This is a genomic window from Pseudomonas sp. Pseusp11 (genome assembly GCF_047304405.1).
Lineage (GTDB): Bacteria > Pseudomonadota > Gammaproteobacteria > Pseudomonadales > Pseudomonadaceae > Aquipseudomonas.
Genome location: NZ_JBGLZF010000012.1, coordinates 117,230 through 141,544, shown reverse-complemented (window position 1 = coordinate 141,544; position 24,315 = coordinate 117,230). Strand labels below are relative to the sequence as shown.

28 protein-coding genes and 2 pseudogenes are annotated in these 24,315 nt (G+C 52.0%); 6 read left to right on the top strand and 24 right to left on the bottom strand.

From position 1 onward, the window contains the following. Window positions 1-8 precede the first annotated feature (8 nt). From ACCC96_RS12560 to ACCC96_RS12495, 14 genes and pseudogenes are all read right to left on the bottom strand, one after another. Window positions 9-137, bottom strand: coding sequence for a chromate resistance protein ChrB domain-containing protein (locus ACCC96_RS12560; RefSeq protein WP_413696011.1), 129 nt, complete (start codon window positions 135-137; stop codon window positions 9-11). Between the two features lie 2 nt (window positions 138-139). Continuing rightward, a pseudogene (locus tag ACCC96_RS12555) lies at window positions 140-421 on the bottom strand (cation:dicarboxylate symporter family transporter); the annotation flags it as partial. 31 nt (window positions 422-452) lie between these two features. After that, window positions 453-1,058 carry a hypothetical protein gene (locus ACCC96_RS12550; RefSeq protein WP_413695979.1) on the bottom strand — a complete coding sequence of 202 codons (606 nt, stop codon included), beginning with the start codon at window positions 1,056-1,058 and terminating at the stop codon, window positions 453-455. Between the two features lie 395 nt (window positions 1,059-1,453). Beyond that, on the bottom strand, window positions 1,454-1,870 hold the full coding sequence (locus ACCC96_RS12545) for a hypothetical protein (RefSeq protein ID WP_258673609.1): 417 nt from the start codon (window positions 1,868-1,870) through the stop codon (window positions 1,454-1,456). Window positions 1,871-1,973: 103 nt separating this feature from the next. Further along, entirely contained in the window at window positions 1,974-2,225 is a 252-nt protein-coding gene (locus tag ACCC96_RS12540; protein ID WP_413696010.1) for an NlpC/P60 family protein, read from the bottom strand. Between the two features lie 6 nt (window positions 2,226-2,231). Continuing rightward, window positions 2,232-2,285: pseudogene (locus ACCC96_RS12535) on the bottom strand (hypothetical protein); the annotation flags it as partial. A gap of 249 nt (window positions 2,286-2,534) precedes the next feature. After that, complete coding sequence (locus ACCC96_RS12530; protein WP_413695978.1) at window positions 2,535-3,107, bottom strand: hypothetical protein; 573 nt, start codon at window positions 3,105-3,107, stop codon at window positions 2,535-2,537. Continuing rightward, entirely contained in the window at window positions 3,064-3,729 is a 666-nt protein-coding gene (locus ACCC96_RS12525; protein WP_413695977.1) for an RHS repeat-associated core domain-containing protein, read from the bottom strand. Before ACCC96_RS12525 ends, ACCC96_RS12530 begins: the two co-directional genes overlap by 44 nt. Before the next feature lie 334 nt (window positions 3,730-4,063). After that, window positions 4,064-4,552 (bottom strand): hypothetical protein, encoded by a 489-nt coding sequence (locus tag ACCC96_RS12520; RefSeq protein WP_413695976.1) that lies wholly within the window; start codon window positions 4,550-4,552, stop codon window positions 4,064-4,066. 316 nt (window positions 4,553-4,868) lie between these two features. Next, entirely contained in the window at window positions 4,869-5,351 is a 483-nt protein-coding gene (locus ACCC96_RS12515) for a hypothetical protein (protein WP_413695975.1), read from the bottom strand. Window positions 5,352-5,411: 60 nt separating this feature from the next. Further along, entirely contained in the window at window positions 5,412-5,783 is a 372-nt protein-coding gene (locus ACCC96_RS12510; protein WP_413695974.1) for a hypothetical protein, read from the bottom strand. Between the two features lie 17 nt (window positions 5,784-5,800). After that, entirely contained in the window at window positions 5,801-6,022 is a 222-nt protein-coding gene (locus ACCC96_RS12505; RefSeq protein WP_413695973.1) for a hypothetical protein, read from the bottom strand. Then, complete coding sequence (locus ACCC96_RS12500; protein WP_413695972.1) at window positions 6,019-7,419, bottom strand: MATE family efflux transporter; 1,401 nt, start codon at window positions 7,417-7,419, stop codon at window positions 6,019-6,021. Before ACCC96_RS12500 ends, ACCC96_RS12505 begins: the two co-directional genes overlap by 4 nt. Then, window positions 7,403-7,624, bottom strand: coding sequence for a hypothetical protein (locus tag ACCC96_RS12495; RefSeq protein ID WP_064617124.1), 222 nt, complete (start codon window positions 7,622-7,624; stop codon window positions 7,403-7,405). Before ACCC96_RS12495 ends, ACCC96_RS12500 begins: the two co-directional genes overlap by 17 nt. Before the next feature lie 337 nt (window positions 7,625-7,961). Between ACCC96_RS12495 and ACCC96_RS12490 the strand changes: the two genes are divergently transcribed. After that, on the top strand, window positions 7,962-8,594 hold the full coding sequence (locus ACCC96_RS12490; protein WP_413695971.1) for a LysE family translocator: 633 nt from the start codon (window positions 7,962-7,964) through the stop codon (window positions 8,592-8,594). An 84-nt stretch (window positions 8,595-8,678) separates the two neighbouring features. Here ACCC96_RS12490 and ACCC96_RS12485 read toward each other — a convergent pair whose 3' ends face one another. The 4 genes from ACCC96_RS12485 to ACCC96_RS12470 all read right to left on the bottom strand — a co-directional run bounded on the left by ACCC96_RS12485 (window position 8,679) and on the right by ACCC96_RS12470 (window position 13,443). Next, entirely contained in the window at window positions 8,679-9,935 is a 1,257-nt protein-coding gene (locus ACCC96_RS12485; RefSeq protein WP_413695970.1) for a PLP-dependent aminotransferase family protein, read from the bottom strand. A gap of 61 nt (window positions 9,936-9,996) precedes the next feature. Next, window positions 9,997-11,142: a trans-sulfuration enzyme family protein gene (locus ACCC96_RS12480; protein ID WP_413695969.1), complete on the bottom strand. Its 1,146-nt coding sequence runs from the start codon at window positions 11,140-11,142 to the stop codon at window positions 9,997-9,999. Next, on the bottom strand, window positions 11,139-12,623 hold the full coding sequence (amrS, locus tag ACCC96_RS12475; RefSeq protein WP_230172118.1) for an AmmeMemoRadiSam system radical SAM enzyme: 1,485 nt from the start codon (window positions 12,621-12,623) through the stop codon (window positions 11,139-11,141). The genes ACCC96_RS12480 and amrS overlap by 4 nt, the downstream gene beginning before the upstream one ends. A 100-nt stretch (window positions 12,624-12,723) precedes the next feature. Beyond that, complete coding sequence (locus ACCC96_RS12470; RefSeq protein ID WP_413695968.1) at window positions 12,724-13,443, bottom strand: YczE/YyaS/YitT family protein; 720 nt, start codon at window positions 13,441-13,443, stop codon at window positions 12,724-12,726. Between the two features lie 201 nt (window positions 13,444-13,644). Between ACCC96_RS12470 and ACCC96_RS12465 the strand changes: the two genes are divergently transcribed. Both ACCC96_RS12465 and ACCC96_RS12460 read left to right on the top strand, forming a co-directional pair. Beyond that, the gene (locus tag ACCC96_RS12465; RefSeq protein WP_413695967.1) at window positions 13,645-14,076 is read left to right on the top strand and encodes an Lrp/AsnC family transcriptional regulator; all 432 of its coding nucleotides are present in this window, start codon (window positions 13,645-13,647) and stop codon (window positions 14,074-14,076) included. Between the two features lie 139 nt (window positions 14,077-14,215). Then, a complete protein-coding gene (locus ACCC96_RS12460) occupies window positions 14,216-14,404 on the top strand; it encodes a short-chain dehydrogenase/reductase (protein WP_413695966.1) in 189 nt (62 codons plus the stop codon). Window positions 14,405-14,476: 72 nt separating this feature from the next. Here ACCC96_RS12460 and ACCC96_RS12455 read toward each other — a convergent pair whose 3' ends face one another. From ACCC96_RS12455 to ACCC96_RS12445, 3 genes are all read right to left on the bottom strand, one after another. Then, the gene (locus ACCC96_RS12455) at window positions 14,477-15,685 is read right to left on the bottom strand and encodes an MFS transporter (RefSeq protein WP_413695965.1); all 1,209 of its coding nucleotides are present in this window, start codon (window positions 15,683-15,685) and stop codon (window positions 14,477-14,479) included. 88 nt (window positions 15,686-15,773) lie between these two features. After that, complete coding sequence (locus tag ACCC96_RS12450) at window positions 15,774-16,796, bottom strand: alpha/beta hydrolase (RefSeq protein ID WP_413695964.1); 1,023 nt, start codon at window positions 16,794-16,796, stop codon at window positions 15,774-15,776. Window positions 16,797-16,840: 44 nt separating this feature from the next. Next, window positions 16,841-17,890 carry an NAD(P)-dependent alcohol dehydrogenase gene (locus ACCC96_RS12445; protein WP_413695963.1) on the bottom strand — a complete coding sequence of 350 codons (1,050 nt, stop codon included), beginning with the start codon at window positions 17,888-17,890 and terminating at the stop codon, window positions 16,841-16,843. 165 nt (window positions 17,891-18,055) lie between these two features. Between ACCC96_RS12445 and ACCC96_RS12440 the strand changes: the two genes are divergently transcribed. Then, on the top strand, window positions 18,056-18,982 hold the full coding sequence (locus ACCC96_RS12440) for an AraC family transcriptional regulator (RefSeq protein ID WP_204125129.1): 927 nt from the start codon (window positions 18,056-18,058) through the stop codon (window positions 18,980-18,982). A 142-nt stretch (window positions 18,983-19,124) separates the two neighbouring features. On the opposite strand, the gene ACCC96_RS12435 is transcribed toward ACCC96_RS12440, so the two are convergent. Further along, entirely contained in the window at window positions 19,125-19,499 is a 375-nt protein-coding gene (locus tag ACCC96_RS12435) for a hypothetical protein (RefSeq protein WP_413695962.1), read from the bottom strand. A gap of 38 nt (window positions 19,500-19,537) precedes the next feature. Here ACCC96_RS12435 and ACCC96_RS12430 point away from each other — a divergent pair, with 38 nt between their 5' ends. Together ACCC96_RS12430 and ACCC96_RS12425 are read left to right on the top strand one after the other, a co-directional pair. Further along, window positions 19,538-20,164, top strand: coding sequence for a TetR/AcrR family transcriptional regulator (locus ACCC96_RS12430; protein ID WP_018927737.1), 627 nt, complete (start codon window positions 19,538-19,540; stop codon window positions 20,162-20,164). A gap of 198 nt (window positions 20,165-20,362) precedes the next feature. Continuing rightward, window positions 20,363-21,634 (top strand): OmpP1/FadL family transporter, encoded by a 1,272-nt coding sequence (locus tag ACCC96_RS12425; protein ID WP_413695961.1) that lies wholly within the window; start codon window positions 20,363-20,365, stop codon window positions 21,632-21,634. Window positions 21,635-21,746: 112 nt separating this feature from the next. On the opposite strand, the gene ACCC96_RS12420 is transcribed toward ACCC96_RS12425, so the two are convergent. After that, the gene (locus tag ACCC96_RS12420; protein ID WP_413695960.1) at window positions 21,747-22,532 is read right to left on the bottom strand and encodes an SDR family NAD(P)-dependent oxidoreductase; all 786 of its coding nucleotides are present in this window, start codon (window positions 22,530-22,532) and stop codon (window positions 21,747-21,749) included. Window positions 22,533-22,670: 138 nt separating this feature from the next. Further along, entirely contained in the window at window positions 22,671-24,131 is a 1,461-nt protein-coding gene (locus tag ACCC96_RS12415; protein WP_019578526.1) for an efflux transporter outer membrane subunit, read from the bottom strand. Window positions 24,132-24,315 lie beyond the last annotated feature (184 nt).

Below are 24,315 nucleotides of genomic sequence, written 5' to 3'. Positions count from 1 at the left end.
GTTGGCCGTCAGTAAAGTTTGATGGCCTTCGTTTGCTGCTTTTCAATCTGCAGAGGCCCCACAAAAAAGCGAGTGATCAGCCAGGGGCAGGCGATGCGGTCGATCTTCGGTCGTTCACGGGTATCCCACCCATAGATGCTTAAAGCGCTGCCGCTGGACTACGTCCGAACACGCGGCTGTATTCAGCCTTCGCCGTCTGTTCGATGAACTCAACCGACCACTTGGATACCACCACGGTCGCCACGCTATTACCGATGGTGTTACAGGTGGCGATGGCCATCGACATGAAGCGATACACGCCGAACAGCAGGGCCAGGCCTTCGACCGGCAGTACACCGATGGCGGTCACCGTCGCGGCAAACACCACGAAACTCCCGCCAGATACCGCCGCTGCGCCTTTGGACGTCACCAGCATGATGGCGGTAGAGCTTGGGGGTGATGAAAGCACTAATCTAATGCTGAGGATTTTCAATGAGTTGCGGGTTTTTTGACCTGATCTCGGACTCAAAATTATCGATAGCGCTTAGTGCTAGAGTCTTTTGCTCAGATAGATTTTTTCTCGTTACACGCATCACTCGATTTCTTCTTGCTTTTAGATAATCCAATTGGCCCGCTGGATTATCACTCAATGAAAGTGGAAGCATGGTTAAGGTGTCACTGAGTTCCTGCTTTGAGAGCTGTCCTTTCTTTGCGAAAATCAATAAGCGTTCCATATGGTGGTCAGAAAATAACCCCAACGCTATAAGTGAGTCTTCTAAAATTCCGCCATCTAGCACTCTTAAGTGCTCGACTAAATACTGAGCGCTCCAATCATTTCCTTGTTCAACCAAATGCATCAATTGGTTGAGGTTGCTGTTCGACTGCTCGATAACCGACCAGCATTCAGTTTCGCTAGCTTCTGATAATGCAATAAGAGTACGCTTTTCTGGCGTGGTTAAAAACATCATAACTGCCTCTAGGCAATGGGGTGAACTATCACTCCCCGAAGCTGGCATGCCTAAGCTTGTAAGTGTGAGTAGCGTAAACAAAAATTCAAGTGTCGACTTTTTTATGATCATGGCGCACCACCTTTCAATAGATCAATGAAGTATCTTTCCTGGAGAATTACCCCCGTACGCAGGGTGTTCTCATTTGTCGTCAAACTAGTCATTCGATTGGACTAACAGATGCTGTAATTCTTCCAGTTCCATCAGGGCTGATAATGTTGTTGGTTCTATTCATGGTGTTTATTGTGTCACCAAGGCGATCGGTGGAATGCGGAGTTCCGGGGCTAATCGGGTGCATTCGCTGCCAGTGCAACTGATTGTCGCTTGGGGGCGTATATTTGACAACTGCCGCCCTCACCGTAAAGCAATGTGGGGAGTCGGGCTTGACCTTGTTTGATGTGGCCTAAATTATCGATCTTCCCCCCAGCATGGGGAAAGATGTTTTAGCTTTTCGAACGGAGATTTGTTTACATGTCTCGATCTTTCGTCACATGCCATACAAAACATTTCGCTAGATTGGTAGGAATGCCTTTGGCGTTTTCCTGAAGCCATGAACTAATAGCTTGCTCCTCATCAGGCTTCGCTCCGCCACTCCATAGAGTTATAAAGTGATGGTCGATTGGGTTGTCTGAATAAAATAAAAATGCAGGGTCAGTCTCATCTGAGGCTGCATACAAAATCGTCCAGCTAAGGCTTTTAAAAGATTGTAAAATCTCTACGTTGTCGACATTTAATTGATGTCCCACCTCTATGCGTAGTTTCGGTATTTCAGATAAGTTTAAACGTCGGTCAATACCATCACAGGGTGATTTGGCCCATGCAGTCAATGGCGGCAATAGGCACGAAATTGCAATCATGAAGATCTTAATGTTTGGGATGCTCATCGGTTAATTTCCTTTGTAACGATACAAAGTCGGCGCGCCGTACCAGAAGCTTTTGGCGGGAGCAAAAACTGGCCCTCCTGTGTGTGAGGCGCTCCATACATCTCTATTTGAGGAAGCTACTAGAGAATTGGCCACTTGTCATTCGTCCAATATCAATATCTGCTTGTTTGTAGATCGATGAAATGGATCCTGAACAATCTGCCCCAGTCTTCGTAGCACCGCCCCAGACATATGGGACGTTGGAGCTTGACCAGTCTTGGGCTGCTATCTTCACAGCTGCCTGCTGCACTGGGGTAAGTTCTAAACCAAATGGATCAATGAAATTTGTCGGGTTTCCCGATACATAGGCAAATATATTTATCCCTCCCGCAAGACCAATTGGATCTCCCGAGATAAAACGCCCAAAACCTGGTTGGTAATACCGTGCCCGATAGTAATAGAGACCCGTGCCATCATTTTTTCGATCGGTGTACTGCTGCTGTTAACACTGGCGGAGCCGCTGCTACTGGTCTGGCCATAAGGGTGCTGTCGGCAAGTGCTTGGGGTTGAACCCAGCGCATCAACCAAGTGGCTGTAGGTGCTGCCACTGGCCTCGGTGCGGTTGAATACTTCATCCAAGCCGCTCGTGAGGAGATTTGGCTTGTACCGTGGGGGTTACATTACCTTATCTTTCCAGAAGATTCTTCAGTGATGCATGACTGTCAATATATTTGATATCTGCAATTCTCCATCCTTTCGGAGAGTCAATCATTACATACGAAAGCTTGATTTTTTCATGATTTGATGGATAAACAAATTGCACGTCAACGCGCCTTGGATTGATGCTCTTTATGCTCAATTCTGATGCGGAAGCATCTTGTGAGGCAAATATTGGATTAAACTCTAACTTGCAAGTCTCGCCGGGATTTGTTGCAATACAGTCTGCCTCCTTTAAAATGAGGTGCACAAGTTTGTCATCAAAATACTTCTCGAGTTCTTCCTTCGATTGCATTAGAAGAGGGTCTCCAATGCTCTTCTTGGCATCATCTGGAGATGAGAATAGCGCTTCCCAACCATAATTCTTATATAGTTGATATACAATATCTGTCGATTCGACATCTTGTGGGTAGGCAGGTTGTGCAAATAGAAGCGGCACTCCAGCGACATGCAGGAATATCAGGTTTCGCAAATAGGCTAATGTTATAGATTTTATATTATTGATTTGGTGCTCGATATATTTGATATGTCGAGTTTTCATATCCGATACCTGGTGAGAAATGATTTTTGTTGAAATTCGACACCCATTGATCACTATTGAATATTTCAATATATCCAGGCGGATTTCCGCCAGGATGTGGTTGAAATACTACGGTATCACCTGCTTGAGGAGTGTAATTTTCTGAAGGAATAGGCGTAAACCCATTGTTTGTCAACGTCAGCCCATAATTTTTCGCATCACTAGGGTGCCCAGTAATATCTGCATCTCCAGCTTCGATACCTCGCCGAACATACTTCGTACATTGATGCTGAGAACTTGTATGTGCGTGATAATTCATCCATTGGCTATAAGCGAGGATATCGAAAAGACCTAATGGATCAATTCCACTCAACGGATTCCCACGAACATATGCATAGATATTAAGCCCTCCAGCCAAGCCAATCGGATCTCCTGAGATAAACCGTCCAAAGCTAGGAGAGTCATACCGTGCCCGATAATAATAGACTCCCGTGCCATCATTTTCCCGCCCGGTGTACTGCTGGCTGTTAGCACTGGTGGAGCCGCTGCTGCTGGTCTTGCCGTAGGGGTCATAGGTGTATTGCGTGGTGAGCGCTCCGCTGCTGTCGGTGAGAGCCTGAGTTGAACCCAGTGCATCAACCAAGTAGCTGTAGGTGCTGCCGCCTCGGTGCGGCTGAAGATTTTATCGAGACCGCCCGTGAGGAGATTGGCTCGCACCGTCGGGGGGACGGCACCGGTCAGCTCTTGCACCAGGTTGAGGCCATCGAAAACATACCCGGTGGTCTGTCCGGCAATCGTCTTCTGGCTGCGTCTGTTGGCCGCGTCATAAATGAAGCTCCCGGACGTGGTGCCTTTGAGCGTGCTCAGGCGCTGGCGCGAATCCCAAGTGTAGGTATTGCTGCCGTCACTGGTCATATTGCCGTTGGCGTCATACAGCAAGGATGCCGCTGACATAGGCGTAGAACCTATCCCAAATTTTATCGTCGCATCCGTGCAGATTCCATCAGGGCATTTTCAGCACTCTGTCGAATAACCCTGCAAAGTTTTTCCACCGGTGCATTATTAATGCATGTATTGGAATTTAATATGATTCTATTTAGGTCGTCATCTGAGACAGTCGCATCGATATGTCGCATCGCCCAATTTTGAAAGTCAGGGTGTGTTTTTGCAAGTGCAGCAAATGTATCGAACTGATCCCATCCTTGGGCGAAGAGGTTCGCCACTGCTTCAGAATAGCCCTCGCCAAGCTCACCATCATCACAAGAAGCGAAGACTCTCTGATGCTTGAAAAGGGAGGGCCAATCTCCACGCGCATCAACTAAAAAAGACCCTGCTTGGCTATTCATTTCGGGAGGGCAGTTTCCGTATGCCGAAGCCTGAGAGAGTGACAAACATCCCAATCCAAGTCCGAACAACAAGACTAAGAAGATCAGGGAGCGAGCACATACGAATCTGGTGAGCATCATGATTATCACCCTATCGACCACACTACTGTTGCGTACCAAACTGAGGAGTATTGACGTTATTGATGATAGCAGTCATGGATGTTGCTGGGGCAGGTGTTATGAGATTATGCACGAATTCCATATGCAGTAATACTTCCAGTTATAATATTAGCAGACTTTCCAAGTCTTGCACCTAATACACTCTCGTACCAGCTCCCATGTCGATCTAAACTAGCAGTTCCCGACCAGCCAAAAACCGTACCCGTTATTGGATTTGGAATTGCGAAATTTATGAACGACACCATATGAGTGGTGCAGAGGAGAAATCACAGTTATTTTATAGGCTGCAAAAAATTTGGTCGGATGCTTTAGCAAACGCCTTTAATGTTTCTACCAAACTGGCGAACCCTTCGGTTTTTGCATTTATTCGCAGTATTCTGCCATTGTGAAGCTCAATATTGATACCGGGCTTATTTCGGTCAAATAGGTTGATTTGTCGGATTTTCCACGTCATCGGATAATAAGACATTGACTTAATGTCAGGCGCCTTGATCTCTATGTGTCTACCGAAATACAACCTCCCTAAAATACGATCATCATCCAGCGAAATTTCTTGCAGTACTGTTCGGACCTGGGAAATGTAGAATATACCCCAAGCAGCAGGCAGGCCTAATAAAATCTCACCTCCTATAAAGTCCTGTAGGTAATAGTATGGAGAAGCAAGAAAAATAAAAACTCCCAAAAGAACAATAGGGCTTATTCCAGGAAGCCAAATCCATATGCCGGTCCTGCCAAAAGTCTTATCATGCCAAGTATTCATGGTGGAATTATTTTCCAAGCTGATTACCGATGCCGGCTCCTGCAGCGCCGCCCATAAAGCCTAGTTCTCCACTGAGGATGGCAGCGGCGATTCCTTCGCCCGGCGCCAAGCCGGCAATCGCGCTGCCGATACCCGCGCCTGGTCGTAGGTCTCTGTGCGCACTCGATCAGTGTGCGCACTGGCGAACGCCTCAAGCGACAGCCATGCCTCGCAACCATAGGGTTCGCGATCGACGATAAGTGAGTCGAAAATCTTCACGTGGGTGGACGTGTCGTTCATGCCAATCACTAGCACTGCGTGCATATAACCCGGGTCGCTACCGTAGACCGGCGCGTAATCCACCAGATAGGCAGAGTTGACCCACACGACTACGCCGGCGTGCTCGATCAGTAGCGTCTTGAGTTGCGTGACCCAATCTGTACCGATCGGCAATCGCGCCACATGCGCGCCTAATGCCTTGCAAGCACGAAGCCCGACGTTCTCAACCGCGAAGGTGTATTCGGGCATGCCCCATTCATCGAGGCCTGCGCGGTACAGAGGTAGCCGTCGCCGGCCTCAAGCAGTTGTGCTTCATTGATGAGGACACCGCCTCGTCTGGATAGTTGTGCCAGACTTCCTGTAAAGCTGTTGATCGCTAAAGGTGCGAAACGAATGACTTCATTCAGGTTCATAGGGCGCTCTCGCTCGCCGGATGAGGATCGGCGTGAAGACGGTTTTCGGCCCCTCGAATGGCTTTGGCGATTCGCCAGAAATAAATTGCGCCAATCGAAAATTCGAACACCGAACCGATGACCCAGCATGTCATCAGCGACGACGGGACATCGCGATTGCTCATTGCGACGTAATAGATCAACGGAATGCTAATAAACCACATCAGAATCAGGCGCACGACCAGCGAAAATCTGGCCATGCCAATACTCTCCAAGACGGCTGCACCCGTCATAGAGAAGACAAAGGCGGCGGAGAATGTCCACAGTACGCGTTGTGTATCGATGGCCAGGGCGACGATCTCCGGGTTGTGCCCCAGGTCGCCGAAAGCCTTGAGCAAGACCTGTGGCAAAGTGATTTGAACGGTGGAAACCAGCAGTACGTAGAACAACTCGATGGTCACGGTCACCCGTAGGATCGTTGCCAACTCAGTGTATTGCTCCTTGCCCACTGCAGTGGCGCACAGAATGCTGTAACCAATACCCAAACCGATGATCGGGATGATGCCCAGGTAATTGATCGTCAGATTGACGTTGTTTGCCGCTAGCGCGCTAGAGCCCAGTACCGCGACTATCCAGATGAATGCAGTGTTGCCGAGCTGATCCACCCCGGCGGATAAGCCACTGGGAACACCTCTACGCAGCCGGAAAAACAGCCGAGGCAGTAGGCGCTCGCTACGGGCAATGAAGATGTTCATCAACTCAAGCCAGATTTCTCGAGGCAGCATTACTGCGTAGCACGTCAGCATGGACAGAGTGCCGATCAACGTACCGATAGCGGCTCCGGCCATTCCCATTTCGGGCAGCCCGAACTTTCCGAAGACCAGGCCGACGGTGAAGATTGAGTCGACTACTTGACCAACGATGCCGACCATGAGCGTTTCGCGGGTTCGACCCACACCGTTGAAGAACGAGGACAGCGCTGTGTCGATCGTCATTACGCCACCGAAGATCGCCGCCCAGAGCATGTACTGCGATTCGAGGCTGACAATCTGCGGTGGGCGGGAGCTGAGCTGTGGGATCATCGCGATCAACGGAGCGGCGACAAACAGCAGGGCACCGCAGGCAATACCAAGGAGCAGCCCCAGTGCGGCTTCATTCCAAGCCTCGCTGAGCCCCGATCGACCATTCGCTTGTGCAATAAAGGAACGTGACACGCCTACGGTGCTACAGAAGAAAGCGATGATCGCCATGCTCGTGAATACTGCTGGACCGGAGGCGGCCAGCGTATCTTGTGAGTAGTGTGCCAGGCATAGCCTGTCGACAAGCATCATCAATAAATTGCCGACCATCGTCCCCATCAACGGAAACGAGACGATGGCGATTCTTTTCGCCACCCCTGCGTCAAACCAGTGCCGCATATTCACATTCCTTTGTCTCGCGGCTGCCGCGATGGTCGCCCAACACATCGCGTAAAAGAGCCAGCAGTGTGTCGGGATTTCCAATCTGCGCCAGCAGCGACAACAGCAGACGCTCCATGCCGAAGGCGACGCAGGCTGAATGCATGAGCGGCTCTGGGGATTGCGGGCCGATCTTGAATGCGTTGGTAAACAGATCCCGGTGCAAGTTGCGCGAACTATCCTGTCATATGGATGGACCCAGTGGACACCATTTTTAGCCTCACAAGCGGATCGCCATGCGCCAACGAACCTCTTATCCAAAGCCCTTCAAAACCCAAGTCGTCCAGGAATGCCTGCAACGTCCTGGCCGGCATCATCGTCAAAGGCGAATGGCATCCCGATCGTGTTTAGTAAGGCTCATCACAGGGTTCACCTTAATAATGAAGGAAAGATAAGAATACTACTTACAAAATTATCGAAAAAGCCTCTATGGGAATTAATAATTAATTCATAAAAAGATGCACTTCCCCTAACCTTTAAGCATCAATTGCGGAGGTGCATTTATGTTGATTTTCATTAAGTCGATGATCATTGGGCTTTGTATTGCAGCCCCTGTGGGACCCATTGGGTTGTTGTGCATACAGAGGAGCCTTGCGCTTGGATGGAGAGCAGGTTTCGCGACAGGGTTAGGGGCGGCCACAGCCGATTCGATCTATGGATTTGTCGGTGCGCTGGGAATCACAGTCATCATAGCGACACTCATTAGCTTTAAGCCATGGTTGTGTATTTTGGGGGGGGTGTTCCTCGCGTACATTGGCTATCAAACAATAAGATCGAAAGCGAGCTCAACAGCCCTGGCGGGTGAACGAGCCAACCTGTTAAAAGCCTACTTGAGTACACTGTTTTTGACACTGTCGAACCCAATGACCATCCTGTCGTTTATTGCGATATTTGCTGCCATGAGCGACAGCATGGCTAATGATCAAAGCGGTCAGCACTCAGTGCTGCCTATGGTGACAGGTATATTTCTAGGCTCGGCTGTCTGGTGGCTGGGATTGAGCGGATTCTCCTCCATATTCAAGACCAGAATTTCCCAATCAAAGCTCAGGTTGATCAACTATTTCTCCGGGTCAACCATCACCATTCTGGGTGCCTACCAAGTAGCCACTGGCGTTATGCTCGCCACAGCAGCTTAATAGGGAAATGAGGCAAGGCTTATTTCTCATTGACTGATGAGTAAGCCTTGGCATCAATCCCCTACGGTCTGACGGGAGGATACTTTACTGCATTCTGGATTCAACGTACGCCCTGAGGCTGCCTATCGCTTGTTTGATTTCTGATTCTGTCGCATTGCTAAACGACAACCTGACCTGAGTGACAGCCTGATTCGTCAGCGAAAACAAGGAAGTGGGAAATACAATAACCTTGAAGTTCCTGGCGCACTCGTACATTTCAAAACATCCAAATGTGAAAGGCAGCTGTACATTGATGAAAAAGCCTCCCTCTGGATGGTTCCAGGTGACACTTCTTCGAGAGTCAGCCTTGACCGGGAATTCACGTTCAAGGCATTCAATCATATAGTTTCTTTTTTGCCTGTAAGACAACACTCTTGGTTGATTAAGCTGTTTTAAAGAGTAATTGTTCTCTATCAGCAAACCTCCGACAATTGCCTGGCACAGGGCAGGTGTATTGACGGTGATCAAGCTTTTGGCTTTACATAACCTGGCGCTGAAGGAAATCACCCCAGCGTTCTCCGGGGCGACTACATAGCCCATACGCAATCCCGGAAAAATTGACTTTGCAAAAGAGCCAAGAAGGAATACTCGACTACTGTCGATTGACTTCATCAAGGGGATTTTATCTCCCTCGTACCTGAAGTAGCTGTAGGCATTATCCTCCAGGATAAAAAAATTCATTTCATTGGCCAAGGAGAGCATGGCCTTTCTGTCTTCATAGGACAGGCTGTTAGCAGTAGGGTTACTAAAATCTGAAATCGCGTACAGCGCTTTTACCTTTTCCCCCCTGGACTCAAGATCTTCAGCTACCTTGCGCAGGGCAGATGGATCGAGGAAGGTGTCCTCGGGAACGGGTACAATTTTTATTCTTAATAATTTCGCAATACCCGTTATTCCGGAAAACACAGGGTCAGGCACTAATAAAACACCACCTCCTTCAAAAATTGATAGCAGTGTCAAGGTCGCAGCTTCCTGAAACCCCATGCACACGACAATACTTTCAGGGTTGAAAATCTTTATGCCTTCATCCACCTGCAAGTGTTCGGCTATTATACCGTTGATAATCCCGGTGGTTTTTCCATATTGGCAAAGTAGTGTCGCAAGTGAGTGTTCCGTATCGACGGCGTATCGTGTATAGCTGGCCAGCCCTTTATCGATGAGGGACAGGTCGCATTGCTCGTCGTCAGGTCGACCGGACGCCAGAGAGATTGCCTCTGGATTTTCACTGGAAATGGAATTTAGAAGATGGATAACGTTCAGAGTAGGGTCTTCGAATATCGTTTTTTCGAGTACGCTGGGCAATCTCGCTTCTCCATAAAAAGCAACGAGCCATTGAAGGCTCGTTGCTCATGATTAACATCTGTTACGCAGGTTTAAGTGCGCTTTTTTGATCGGCCATATTTTCCATGGCTACAAATGCCTGAAGCAGATCCTCTTTAAGATCCTCAAGGGCCTCTAAACCAAAACACAATCGAACCAAACCCTTTTCAATTCCCATATCCGCTTTTTCCTGCTCAGTCATCGAGGCATGGCTTCCACTAAAGGGTTGCGCAACCATTGACGTGACACAGGCCATTCCCGTACCCGTTCCAAACCATTTGAGGGAGCTGGTGAAGGTTTTGTAAAAGGGGACCAGATCGGGCCGAATATCAACAAACACAATGCCACCGTAGCCGGTCAATTGTTTACCATCGACTCGTGGATAATATACATGCTCAATAAAGGGCAGTTCCCGTAGATAGTTGAGCATGCTGGAGGTTGTGTTGCTGTGTTTCTCCATGCGCAGGTTAAATGTCTGCATGCTTCTGCGAAGCAGCCATGCGCTATTAGGCGCTAATATTGAGCCTGAGTAAAAGCGGCCTTCGAGGAGGCGCGTATAAATCATTTCATTGTTGACGAGTACCAGGCCGCCCATGACATCGCTATGCCCGGAGAAATACTTCGTTGCGCTGTACAGAGAAATATCCGCGCCGAAGTTCAGAGGCTTTTGAAATATCGGAGTGGCCCACGTGTTGTCAACGACCACCAGAGCGTGTGGGTTGTTTTGCTTAACCGCCTTGCTGACCGCATGAATATCAATATCTTTCAGGAAGGGGTTGGTCGGCGTTTCGAAAATGACCATGTCCACGTCCGACGGCAACTCTTTCAATCCACTTTCCGTAGTGAGATCCAGAATCGTCAGTTTCGCACCGATACGTGCCGCATATCGCTGAAACAGCTTATAAGAACAGCCATAGATATATTTGTTGATCACCAGCGACCCACCGGGTTTCAGCAGCTCCAGCACCATGTAGATGGCACTCATTCCGGTGCTGTAGGCCAAGGCGTATTCGCTTCCTTCCAGTGCAGCGACAACCTGTTCCAGCTCAGTCACATTGGGATTGGCTTTTCTCGAGTAGAAGAAGGCCGAGTCAGCGCTAAAAGCGCTGCACTGATAAATAGGCGTCACGGATGGATGGGCTTCTCGGTCATCGACCCTGATATGGAGAATTTCAGTAGACACATTCATGATTTGCTCACCAGTTTGATAACCTGCTCATACATGTTCTGCTTGCCCTCATACCCAATGGTCGGCGTGATGTCGTTTTGCGAAATACCAATCTCTTCAATCGACTCGGTTGGGAAGTGAGCCCTGTCGAATACTTCATGAAGATTTGAGTTCACCCCCTTGGGAAGCCAGACTTCAGGGCCTGATTCATCAATTCGTGCCTTGGCAATAATGAATCGATAGCTTTCATACGGCCGCAATGTCAGTGATTTCCAATCACTGTTGAGCCCGTCGGTATAGTTGCGCCGCAGGTAGACGGTCTGTTCAAAGTCTTCAGTATTCAGCACTTGGGCGTGCAGCGATACGATATCCCCATGCCACTCGAACTTTCGCTTCTCGTAAGAGGTCAATGCAGCCTCTCGCAGTTCAACAGGTGTGTTCGCTTTGTGTTCGCCCAGTAACTTGAAGTGTGCGTCGTGCCCACAACGGGCACAGCAACCGTTGCTATCCAATCCGATTAGTTCAGCATTCAAACCGTAGCGGGTAACGAGTAGAGCGTTACAATTATTGCAGTTGGTATTGGTGCCCTCGACATCATTTACGTTACCCAGATAAACATGCTCAACCCCCATGCTCCGGGCAATGTCCCGAGCCTTCAGGAGTCTATCCACGGGCGTCCTGATGCTATTACTCATTTTATAATCAGGGTGAAACCTTACAAAGTGGAGTGGTACATTCGGGCCCAGTTCATCCAGCACCCACTGGCTAATTTTCCTGGCGGTATCCTCATCGTCACTGATATCGGTAACCATCAAGGTGCTGACTTCAACATATTTACCAGCATCGTATACTTTCTTGATGCCAGCCAGAACGGGCTCTACCCAGCCTGTTGTGACTTTTCGATAGTACTCGGGGGAGATGGATTTTAGCGAAATCGAGAATATGTCGATGACTGGCAATAGTTCGTCAATGGCTTCTTCACTGATAAAAAAAGCTGATTTATATAAATTGATTAAGCCCGCTTCTTTTGCCAGCTTTGCCGTGTCGAGGATGAATTCATGCCAGACAACAGGGTCGTTATACGTCCAGGAGATAACGCGTATACCATGCTTCAAGGCAGTTTCTACAACCTGTTCAGGCGTATAGTAGTAAACATCTTTGTCTGTCACATACTTGGCCTGAGAGGTCTTCCAATTGTGGCAGTAACCGCAGTTAAGCATGCAGCCGATATTGCCTAGGGAAAGGATTCGCTCTCCGGGAGCAAAGTGGAATACCGCCTCGGTTTCGATGGTCTCTTCGGTGCTGTGAACGCCTTTGCCATAATTCAATGTAACTAACCGGCCGCCTCTGTTTCCGCGCACCTTGCAAAAACCTACTTTACCCTCCTGAATGACACAGTTTCGGGGAGAAAGATGACACTTTACAACGCCGTTCGGGAGTATTTCTTCCAGCTTTGCAGGCGTGCTTTCCAAGGTCCAGTTCTTATTTTTTGTAGTGTCCATCTCTCACTCCTCATTTCACGGAAGTTGCTGTCAATATCATCGGTTTAAATAGTCGAGGCGAAACAATCCCGCCGCCACAGTGGCAGCAATCCCCTAGTAGTTATTGATAGGCGGAAGAAACGCTGGTCAATCCATAATTCTTAAGTGAAAAACGCCTGGCGTTTATATTCATGAATGGCTGTATAAGAGGGCCTATGACCAACAAGAATGCAATGGTTCCCACACCGAAGGGCCCGCCTAGAAGCCATCCGGTTGAAAAGATGCCAATTTCAATTATCATTTTGGCTTTGGTGAATGACCACGCCCATTTGGACACCATGGTAAGCACCACAAGGTCCATGATTCTGATACCAATACCGCTCATGATAATCAGTGCAGACGAATAAGCACACAGCACCAGACCCATCGCCAACATCGTGTACTCATTCACTCTGACAATCAAATACTCTCCAAGCCCCAGCACGGACCAGAGGTCAATCAACAGGCCTGTAAGTGTCGTTGTAATAAATGGGCTTATCGGAGCATATTTCTTGTTCCAGAGCATCCACCACAGCAGAAAGAATAGAGAAACGATACCCGAACAAACGCCCATTCCGAGCATGAGTATTTTATTTATCGAGATGATCAGGACATCTAAGGGGTCAGTCCCCAGTTGACTGACTATGAAAAGCTTGGCCCCCACCGAGAAAAGGGCGACGCCAGCCAGATACATAAAAATCTGATCCATCTTGAAATCACGAAAACTTAGGACTTGCGTTCCAATATAATTCGCGAATGATGGATAGGATTTTTTTTCACACTTTATTTTTTCATCTTCCATACGAACACCATCCCTGGAGGAGAATATTTTATTATGCAGTGCGTAATGCTAAGGATTCAGAGCTATTGATTGCCCGGGTTCTTGTTAGGCTTTACCGGGCTGCAAATAGACTAGCACTCTGCTTTATTTTGGTGCATTATTTTTTAATGAAAACCGGGTGCTTTTCATTAAAATTTATACTTTATTGCTGTGGGAGCTTACATGGATCGTATAGACATCAAAATCTTGGGGAAGGTGCAGGACTTTGGTCGCATTTCCATCACGGAGCTGTCCAAGCACGCAGGTCTTTCTATTCCCGCCACCACTGATCGGTTGCGAAAGCTCGAAGACTCTGGGGTCATCAAGGGATATAGCGCTCAGTTAGATCCAACCAAACTAGGGTTCGGCATATCTGCTGTCGTCGGCATGACCACCCTCAAGCCTGCGAAATCCAAATTGATAGCGACGCTCAACGACATACCCGAAGTCGTTGAGTGCCTGCACGTCACGGGTAACGACTCCTACCTGATCAGGATCTATGCCAGGTCAATGGTCGATATCGAAAATATCATTGCGAAGATCAACGCGTACGGTGAGACACGTACAAGCATTGTCTTGTCTGTCCCCATCGAGAGAAGAAAGCTTGTCCCTTGAGCCTGTACATAGAACAGTCGGCTGTCAGCTATTTCAAGGGTGATCATTTTGTTTGCCCGGAACGGCGCCAGCAGCGATTAATCTGCCCCTGAATAGGTAATCAACGTCCACGGCTCTTTGCGGAACGGTGAACAATGTCATGCCGGTCGCAGACACTTGGGGTACTGTGGCCGATGTGCCTGCACCCACTAACGTACTTGGCCGTTATGGATCACCCGAAGAGGACATTGCGCCGGTGGTGCTGTTTCTCGCCAGCAAGGATGGGCAATTTTTGACGGGGTACAGCCTGACGCCGGACGGTGGCCAAATCATCGACAGCGCACGCTGATTTTACCGTCCGGCTCCGAACGTTTGCTCCACCGAAACCACAAGAAACGCCTTGGCGCGTCTTGTGGTTTTTTCAAGCGATGTTCACCGATGCAACAGGCTCCCGCGAGGCTGCGCGTGCAGCCAGGAAGGCAAGAACAGCCGCCACGCCCAGCGACGCGGCGCTTAACTCGAAGGTCGTTCGATAGCCGCTTGAGTCAAAGACCAACCCGCCAACCGTCGCCCCCGATGCAATGGCCAGTTGGATGATCGCCACCATTAAGCCGCCTCCGGCTTCAGCATCCTCTGGCAATGTTCTGGCCAGCCATGTCCACCATCCCACCGGTGCCGCGGTCGCAACCAACCCCCAGAGACCCAACAAGACGGTGGTGGTAGTCACAGAGCTGCCGAACGAAACGAGTGCCAGCGCGATCGCCGCCATCAATATCGGGATGACGATGAGGGTGCGATGCAGGCCATTTTTCAAGAATGCTTCAATCAGGAAGGTTCCCGCGAGGCCTGCCAGACCGAGGACGAGCAACATCAGTGACAGGATGGAAATACTGACGTGCGTGACCGTTTCAAGGAACGGGCGCAGGTAGGTAAATAGCATGAACTGGCCCATGAAAAAGACACTGACCGCCGCCATGCCTAACGCGACTGGTGTGCTTTTCATCAACCTGAAAACATTTCCAGTGCCTGAACCGCTTTGCGACTTCATCGCAGGAAGGCTCACCCAAAGCCAGAGGCTGGCGATTACCGCGACCGGGATGACGCACAAAAATGCACCGCGCCATCCGATGAAGGCTCCGAGAAAACTGCCCAGAGGTGCTGCAATCACTGTCGCAAGAGCGTTGCCGCCATTGACGACTGCCATGGCGCGAGCGATCTGGTCGTCAGGCACCAGGCGTATGGCAGTTGCCGCCGATAATGACCAGAAGCCACCAATTGCCACGCCGATCAGCGCGCGGCCGGCCATGAACACCCAGTAGTTCGGCGCGAACGCGACCACGGTTCCCGAAACGATCATCAGCAGCGTCAGGGACAACAGCAGTGACTTGCGGTCGACCCGCGCCGCCACCGAAGCGGTCAGGAGGCTGGCAAACAGCGCAAACAACCCGGAGACGGAAAGGCCCTGGCCCGCTTGCCCCTCGGTGATATGCAAATCGGCAGCAATCGGTGTCAGCAGGCTGACGGGCATGAACTCCGATGCCACCAGGACGAAGGCGGCGAGCGACATGGCGAATACGGCACCCCATGATTGTTCAGGTTTTCGCGGGGCTGAGAGCGTGTGTTGGATCATTGATTGAATCCTGTAATGCGCGAAGCGTCGCGGCCCCGGGAACGAGGCCGCGCGTGAGAACGGATGCCCGGCCAGGGCTCTGTTCAGGCTACTTCAGGTTGCTTTTGAAGAACGTGGTCAACTTGGCGAATGGTATGAGGTTGACCCGGTCGTAAAGATCCACATGGCCGGCATCTGGAATGATGAGCAGTTCTTTAGGTTCTGCCGCGCGTTTGTAGGCATCCTCACTGAACTCGAGTGAGTGTGCCCGGGCGCCAGCAATGAACAGCAGTGGGCGAGGGGAGATCGTCTCGATGTCGTTGAACGGATAGAAGTTCATGAATTTCACGTTGCTGGTCAGCGTCGGCATGGTGGTTGTCTGCGCCGATGCGCCGGCAGGGGTGACCTCACCACGCGGTGTGCGATAGAAATCGTAGAACTCGTCACCCACGGCGTTGCCGGTTAGCTTCAGTGGTGAGCCGCTGGTATAGCGGACTTCGCCACCCCAGAATTCGGCGTTGCGCTGCTGCGCCGCTTCGCGAATGATTTGCTGGCGTTGTTCGATCGTTACACTGTGCTTGAGGCCATTACGATTGGCGGCGCCCATGTCGTACATGCTGACGGTGGCGATGGCCTTCAGACGCGGATCGATCTTGGCCGCACTGATGGCGAAGCTGCCACTGCCGCAAATACCGATGACGCCGATACGTTCACGGTCGACCAATGGGCGAGAGCCGAGAAAGTCCACGGCGGCACTGAAGTCTTCGGCGTAGATATCAGGCGAAACGGCCTGGCGAGGCGTGCCCTCACTTTCACCCCAGAAGGACAAGTCCAGCGACAGTGTGACAAATCCCTGCTCGGCCATTTTTGTGGCGTAGAGGTTTGCACTCTGCTCCTTCACTGCCCCCATTGGATGACCGACAATGATCGCGGCACTCTTCGATTGAGGATTGAGGTTCTTCAGGATGAACAGATTGCCCACCACCTTCATGCCGTATTGATTCTTGAAGGTGACCTTTTCTACCGTCACTTTTTCGCTTTTGTAGAAGTTGTCCGCGCCGTTCGACAGATCGGCTCCCGTTGAAGAAAAAGAGGTAGCAAGCAGCCCTAGGGCAAGCAAAATGCCTTTCACTGGATAGTCCTTTTGATGAGTGGTTATTCGCTGGCGCCTTTCGCTTAGCCAGCCAATGTGGCGTTGTCGATCACGAAGCGATACTTGACGTCGCCCTTGAGCATCCGCTCATAGGATTCGTTGATCTGATCGACCCGGACCAACTCGATGTCGGCGACGATGCCGTGCTCGGCGCAGAAATCCAGCATCTCCTGTGTCTCGGGGATACCGCCGATCATCGAGCCGGCAATCGTTCGTCGTTTCATGATCAGGTTGAACACGTTGGGCGATGGATGCGGCGAGGCGGGCGCACCGACCAGGGTCAGCGCACCATCGCGCTTGAGTAGAACCAGGAAGGCATCGAGATCGTGGGGGGCTGCGACGGTGTTGAGGATGAAGTCGAAGCTCTTGGCATGCGCGGCCATCTCCTCAGCGTTGCGCGATACCACCACTTCGTCAGCGCCCAACTCCTTCGCCGCTTCGCGCTTGGATTCGGATGTAGTGAACGCCACAACGTGGGCGCCCATCGCGTGGGCCAGCTTGATGCCCATGTGGCCCAGGCCACCAATGCCGACCACGCCGATTTTCTTGCCCGGACCGGCGTTCCAGTGACGGAGTGGGGAGTAGGTGGTGATGCCCGCACACAGCAGTGGTGCGACGGCGGCCAGTTGTTTTTCGGGATGGCGGATACGCAGAACATAACGTTCATGCACCACGATGTTTTGTGAGTAGCCGCCGAGCGTCCAGCCAGGTGCGTCCGGGGTCGGGAAGTTGTAGGTGCCGACCATGCCGTCGCAATAGTTTTCCAGCCCCGTGGCACAGTCTTCACAGTGTTTGCAGCTGTCGACGATGCAACCGACACCGACCAGATCGCCGACTTTGAAATCCACAACATGCGCGCCGACCGCCGATACACGACCCACAATTTCGTGCCCCGGTACGCAGGGAAATTGCGTGCCTGCCCACTCGGCGCGCACCTGGTGCAAGTCCGAATGGCAGATGCCGCAAAAGGCGATATCGATCTGAACGTCATGGGCGGCGGGTGTACGGCGAATGATTTGCAACGGTTCAAGGGGCTTGTCACCCGCATGAGCACCATAGGCTTGTACAAGCATGGGAGAGTCCTCAATGGCTTTGTCGGATGAACATTTTCCGGCTCTGCCCAGACTCCCTGTAGTGCATTGCGCTGGATTACTTGCCTGATTCTATGAGTCTCTGTTTTTTTGCAGGACGGTCGCGAGCGGGCGAGTTAGAGTTCAGCGAAGAGGTACAAGGCGAACATGACGATCAAACACGACACTGCTGCTCAACACCTGTCGCCACAAGAAACGCTTGCGCGGATCATTGGCGAGCAGATCCCGAAACCAGGTGACTACGGAACGCCCATTGCGGGCCTGGGCTTTTTCAGGCGCGAACATCCGTCGCCGCCCGTCGTCTGCATGGTCGAGCCAAGCATCATCCTCGTCGCCCAGGGGGAGAAACAGCTGTGGGTCGGTGGCGAGGGTTACCCGTATGACACGTCGCGATTTCTGATCACCTCATTGGACTTGCCCGCCAATTCTGAGGTGCTGGTGGCAAGCCCGGAGCAGCCATGCCTGGGGCTGACTTTGAAGCTCGATCTGCGCATGCTGGCTGAGCTGATAGTGCAGGGTGACTTGCCGCCAACCCGTGATCGATCAGTGGTGAAAGGTGTCGGGATTGGTTCAGTAACGCCTGCCATGTTGGCGTCGTTCGAGCGCTTGCTGGCGCTACTCGATGAGCCTGAAGCCATCCCTGTGCTTGCGCCCCTGATTCAGCGCGAAATTCACTATCGTCTCTTGAAGAGTGATCAGGCTGCCAGGTTGCGGCAGATTACCTCGGTCGATGGCCAGGGTTATCGCATCGCAAAAGCCATCGACTGGCTGAAGTTGAATTACGCCTCGGCGCTTCGCGTCGAAGAACTTGCGGCGCGAGTGCAGATGAGCACACCCACCTTTCATCACCACTTCCGCCAGCTCACCTCGATGAGCCCGTTGCAGTACCAGAAGTGGTTGCGATTGAACGAGGCGAGGCGATTGATGCTCAACGAGCATCAGGAAGTATCAAGCGCAGCCTACCAGGTCGGCTATGAAAGCCCATCGCAGTTCAGCCGCGAATACAGCCGTCTGTTTGGCGTACCCCCCAAGCGGGATATTGCGATGTTGCGAGGGCAGGGGGTAGCAACATAAATACACCCTGTCAGGCAGGCGCCATCAGGACGGTTCTCAGCTGGCAGCTAAGGCTATACAAGGCCGACAAACGATAGAATAACCCAGGACAATCACAACTGCCCCGACGATGTAGATAATATTGTTCATGAAAACCACCTCTCTATCCCAACAGGATTGCGACACCACGGTGCCTAATACAGATGACACCTTCGTTCGCAGTTACGTTCCCCGAACCAGTCTCGGCGGCCGCACCCAGCTCACTCCTGCGGTAGCCAATCCAGCGGCAGAAGGTGAGGTTGACCTGTGCGATCTCATCAACCGGTTGAATCCACAGCCGATAGTCAACGGTGTCAGGAGCGGCCGCACTCACCACTGAAGGACTATCAGATAATGTTCTCCAATAAATCAGTCGTGTGTCGCGCTGCAACAACTCCTCGAGGCAGCCACTGTCGACCGGCTCAAGTGATGAAGTTTGTGGGCGCTCGGAAAAGTCGTTCAAAATGGCCGATTCGTGACTAGATATCTTATCGGTCACAAGTTGTCAGTCGGCGATTGGGTGAGTAAGCTGTTCCCATGAATCAGCCATCAATATCTTCAGCTTCGCCCAGCCCCCGTGGCCCAGCCGATCACGACATTCGAGACCAGATTGTTGCGGCGGCCAACGAACACTTCAGTCAGTACGGCTACGGCAAAACCACGGTTTCCGACCTGGCTAGGGCCATTGGGTTTTCCAAGGCCTACATCTACAAATTTTTTGATTCCAAGCAGGCGATCGGTGAAGCCATCTGTGCAAATTGTCTGGCAGAAATCGTCGCGGCTGTGGAGCAGGCGATCAATGTAGAAGACCTGTCGCCGACGGAACGCTTTCGACGATTGGTCAAAACTGTGGTCGCCACAGGCGTGAATCTGTTCTTTAACGACCGAAAACTCTATGACATTGCGGCATTTGCGGCGTCGGAAAGCTGGCCCAGTACGCAGGCTTATGACGCACAGATCAAACGCTTCGTGTTGCAAATCGTGCGGGAGGGGCGAGAGATCGGCGAATTTGAACGCAAGACTCCCCTGGACGAAACAGTAGAAGCGATACATCTGGCTTTGCGGCCTTTCGTCAATCCTTTACTCCTGCAGTACAACCTCGATTATGTCGAGGAGGCGCCCACGCTCACCGCCAACCTCATTTTGCGTAGCCTCATGCCTTGACCTTCGGCTAACGGTTTTACGTCATGCCTGTGTAAGCGACACATCACCAAAACGGCTTTTCACTTTGCCCTTCTTCCAGTCGTCGAAGGGCATTTCATTTATTCGCGTTGTGACCGTTGACTGAATTGGTCACATGAATAAATATGGTGGGCCGTTACTTCTACTGCTTCATCTCAGTGATCCCATAGAGTTCAAACAATGAAAAAAATGTTGCTCAAGAGCCCATTTGGCCTCGCTGTCGTGCTCGCATATTCAAATGTGTTTGCAAGCGGTTTCGCTCTCAATGAACAAAGCGTCAGTGGGATGGGGTCCGGGTTTGCCGGGCGCTCCTCATCCGCTGAAGATGCGAGCACGGTCTTCGGTAATCCGGCGGGTATGTCTCGATTGAAAAGAGAGCAGGTCAGCGTGGGCGCGGCGACTCTATTCGCGAAGACCGACATAAGCCAAACCCGCAGTACATTCGGAGGCCAGGAAGACGGCGACATGGTGCCAACCACCACAGTGCCTATGGGTTACTACGTCAAACCCATCGATGAGCATTGGGCGTTCGGTGTAGGTTTTTATGTACCTTTCGGTCTGATGACTGACTATGGCAGCGGTTTTGCCGGGCGTTACTACGCCAACAAAAGTGAGGTCACGACCCTTACGTTCCAGCCCACCATCAGCTATGCCTTTAACGACAAAGTTTCGATCGGGTTCGGTCCGACCATCAACCGCATCACCGGTGAGCTGTCCGGGATGGTGCCCAATCCACTTAGCCCAGGTCGCAATGACGGAAAACTCAAAAGCACGGGCGATGACACGGCCCTCGGTTTCAACGCCGGTATCCTGGTGCAGGCTACAGACCAAACTCGCTTGGGCATGACTTACCATTCCAAGGTCAGTTACCACTTGGACGCCAAGACCAAGGTCACCGACGGCATCTTTAGTGTGTTGGGGGTCAGCGGCCGGAGTTATGACGCATCGCTGGATGTGGATACCCCAGAGTCAGTGGATTTCTCGGTGACTCATCAGCTCAATAATGACTGGACTCTATATTTGGGGAGTACCTGGACACGCTGGAGTCGCTTTAAAGAATTAACCATCGAGAACACGGGTTTACCCCCTTTGTTGAGCGGCTCGCTGGGCACGATTACCGAAGAACAGAACTGGCATGATACGTGGGCTCACGCTATCGGCACGGCGTACAAATTGAACAGCCAATGGGTACTTCGCGCAGGCTTCTCGGTCGACCAGTCTCCCACCAACAACACCAACCGTGGACCACGTATTCCTACGGGTGACCGGAAGGTTATCAGCTTCGGTGCTGGCTGGACTCCGGCGGACAATGTCACGATCGACGTTGCTTATTCCTACCTATGGGAGGAGAGCGTGCGGATCAACGACGCCTCTGCGAACAGAGGTGCATACAGTGCCAAATTTAAGAACAGTGCGAACGGGCTCGGTACGTCTGTGAGTTACCGCTTCTAATTGAGTGCTGTTACACGATGAATGTCCTGTCGGGAGCACGCGTTGCCTCCCGACCTTTAAGAACACATCTCGGGCCTTTCCCCTGAGGTAAAAGACCTCTTTGTCGCCCCCCTCAGACTCCCATCACCTGCGCCATAAGGCCCTGATGAAACCGACGAGGCGTGGCCCAAGTCAAGACAGTAATGGCCTTGTTGCCAAAACCGGGCACCACACTCATGCGTCCGGCTTGCAGCGCACGGATTCCTGCACGCACGACGGGTTGAGGCTGCATCATCACCATTTTCAAGGCCGGTGTGATCCGTTGCTTGGCGCTTTCTGCAAATCCGGTATCCGACATTCCTGGGCACAGTGCGGTAACGACGACGCCGTCATTTTTCAGTTCGCGATGAAGCGCATCAGAGAAGCGAAGAACATAGGCTTTCGCGGCAGAGTAAACGGCGAAACTCTTCACGCCCTGGAAGGACAGCAAGCTTGCGACCATCAGGATGTGCCCACGTTTGCGGGCTCGCATGTCGGCCGCGAAAAGGCGTGTCAGGGCTGTCAGGCTGGCGATATCCAAATCAATCATGGTCAGGGACTCATCCAGAGGTTGATCCAGGAAAGGCCCCTGCAATCCATGACCCGCATTGTTGATGAGCACATCGATCACTATATTGCGTTCGCTGAGTCGCTCATGCAGTTCGATGATCGCCGGGATCGAGGACAGGTCTACTTGTTCGACAATCACATCAACGCCGAAGCGTTCGCGCAGCTGCGCCGATAGCGCTTCGAGCTTACTCAGCCTTCTTGCTACCAGAACGAGCGATTTTCCCTGCGCTGCATATTGCCGGGCAAACTCCTCGCCAAATCCGCTTGATGCGCCGGTGATGAGCACCCAGGAATTTTCGTTCGACTTCATTTCGCTTTACTCCGGTTGGTTTCTATTGAGCAATTGGCTGCTGACCGCGTCAGTCGGTGAGCGAACCCACTCTCGGATTGGGTAGTAGCTGAAAGAGGGGGGAGGTGCGTGCATCAAGTGCTACGTCACCTGGTTAAATCATCGTGTCGCAACAGGCTGAGTTTCAGGAGGCTGCCAGCCACCACCGAGCGCCTTGAATGCCGCGACCGCCGCCCGTGCCGATTCCGTTCGTGCTTGTGCCCGAGCATCGGAAGCCTGCAGCATCGTCTCGTCGGCGTGCAGGACATCGATCAGGCTGGCCGTGCCTTTCTCATAGGCAATGAACGACGATTGGCGAGCCTGTGTCAGAGACGCCTCTCCCCCGGTGAGGGTGGTTGCTTGAGCTTCCCGATTCACCAGTGAGGAGAGCGCGTTTTCGACATCCTCGGTGGCGCGCAGCACGGACTGACGGTAAGCGGCCAGGGTTTCGGCTTCTTGTCCCTTGGCTTGGTCGATTTGGGCGTTTATGCGACCGAAGTCGAAGAGTCTCCAGCGCAGTCCCAATACGCCCGCCGACTGGCTGGCACCGCTGGTGAAAAGATTGCCTGCGGATACAGCCGTAGCACTACCCAGCAATGCGCTGAGGGAGAATTTCGGGTAGTACTCAGCAATCGCCTCCCCGATGCGTGCGTTTGAAGCCGCAAGACGGCGCTCAGCCACAATGAGGTCTGGCCTGCGGCGCAGCAAATCGGCCGGCGTTCCCATCGTCTTTAACTGCGGCGCTACAGGAATGCTCCCCGCACTGGCCAGTTGTGTGCGGTGAGTGCCTGGCGGCGTGCCGAGCATGACATCCAGCGCATTCATGGCAGCATCCAGACCGGTCTGCAGGACCGGCACTGTCGCCTGGACCTGCGATAGCGCCCCCTCGGCCTGGCGAACCTGATAGTTGGCGGCGAGCCCCTTGCTGTAGAGCAACTGGACTTTCTCTAGCAACTCCTGCTGCGTTTTAACTTGCCGATTCGCAATGTCCAGCCGGGTCTGCAGTCCGCGGATAGTGATGTAGATATCGGCGGTCTGTGCAGCGACGGCCAATCGTGTGGCAGCGACGCCCGCCTGGGAAGCCTGGTACTCGGCCAGAGCAGCCTCGCGTCCGCGGCGCAATCCGCCAAAGACATCTACCTCCCAGCTGGCATCTAGGTTGGCCTCGTAGGAACTTCCGTACCGATCATAGCCAGGTGTTGAGTTCAACACCTGGCCGAGCGGCGTCTCGATTGACTGGTAGGAGCGCGCGGCCTGTCCGCTGATGTTCCCCGAGGGCAGTAAAGCGGCATTTGCGGCGCCCAGTCCGGCCCGCGCCTGCGTGACTCGCGCCGACGCCTGCGCCAGATCCAGGTTCTGCTCAAGTGCCTTGGAGACGAAGTCGGCTAACAGCGGATCACCAAAGCCTTCCCACCAGGCGACAAGACTGGCCGGCGTCGCCCCAGGCCTCTGTTCGACAGAAGACTGCCCCAAGTAATGGTCCGACAGTGGGGCGTCCGGACGGTGATAGTCCGGACCGACCGCGCAACCTGTCATCAAGCTGGCACTCACCAAGAGAGCAATGGGGCGGAGGGGAGGCATTGAGGTACCTTCAATTGAGGATGTTTGTGACTATATTACGTTATGGTCACTATCTGTCAATCGACGCTCTTTGAGCTAAGCTCGAGGTTGGCCAGCAGTGTTAGGCAATACTAGTGCTGAGATCATGGGGTTCGGTACTTCATAGTTCGTGACCATTGACAGTTATGGTCACTAGGCTGAGAAT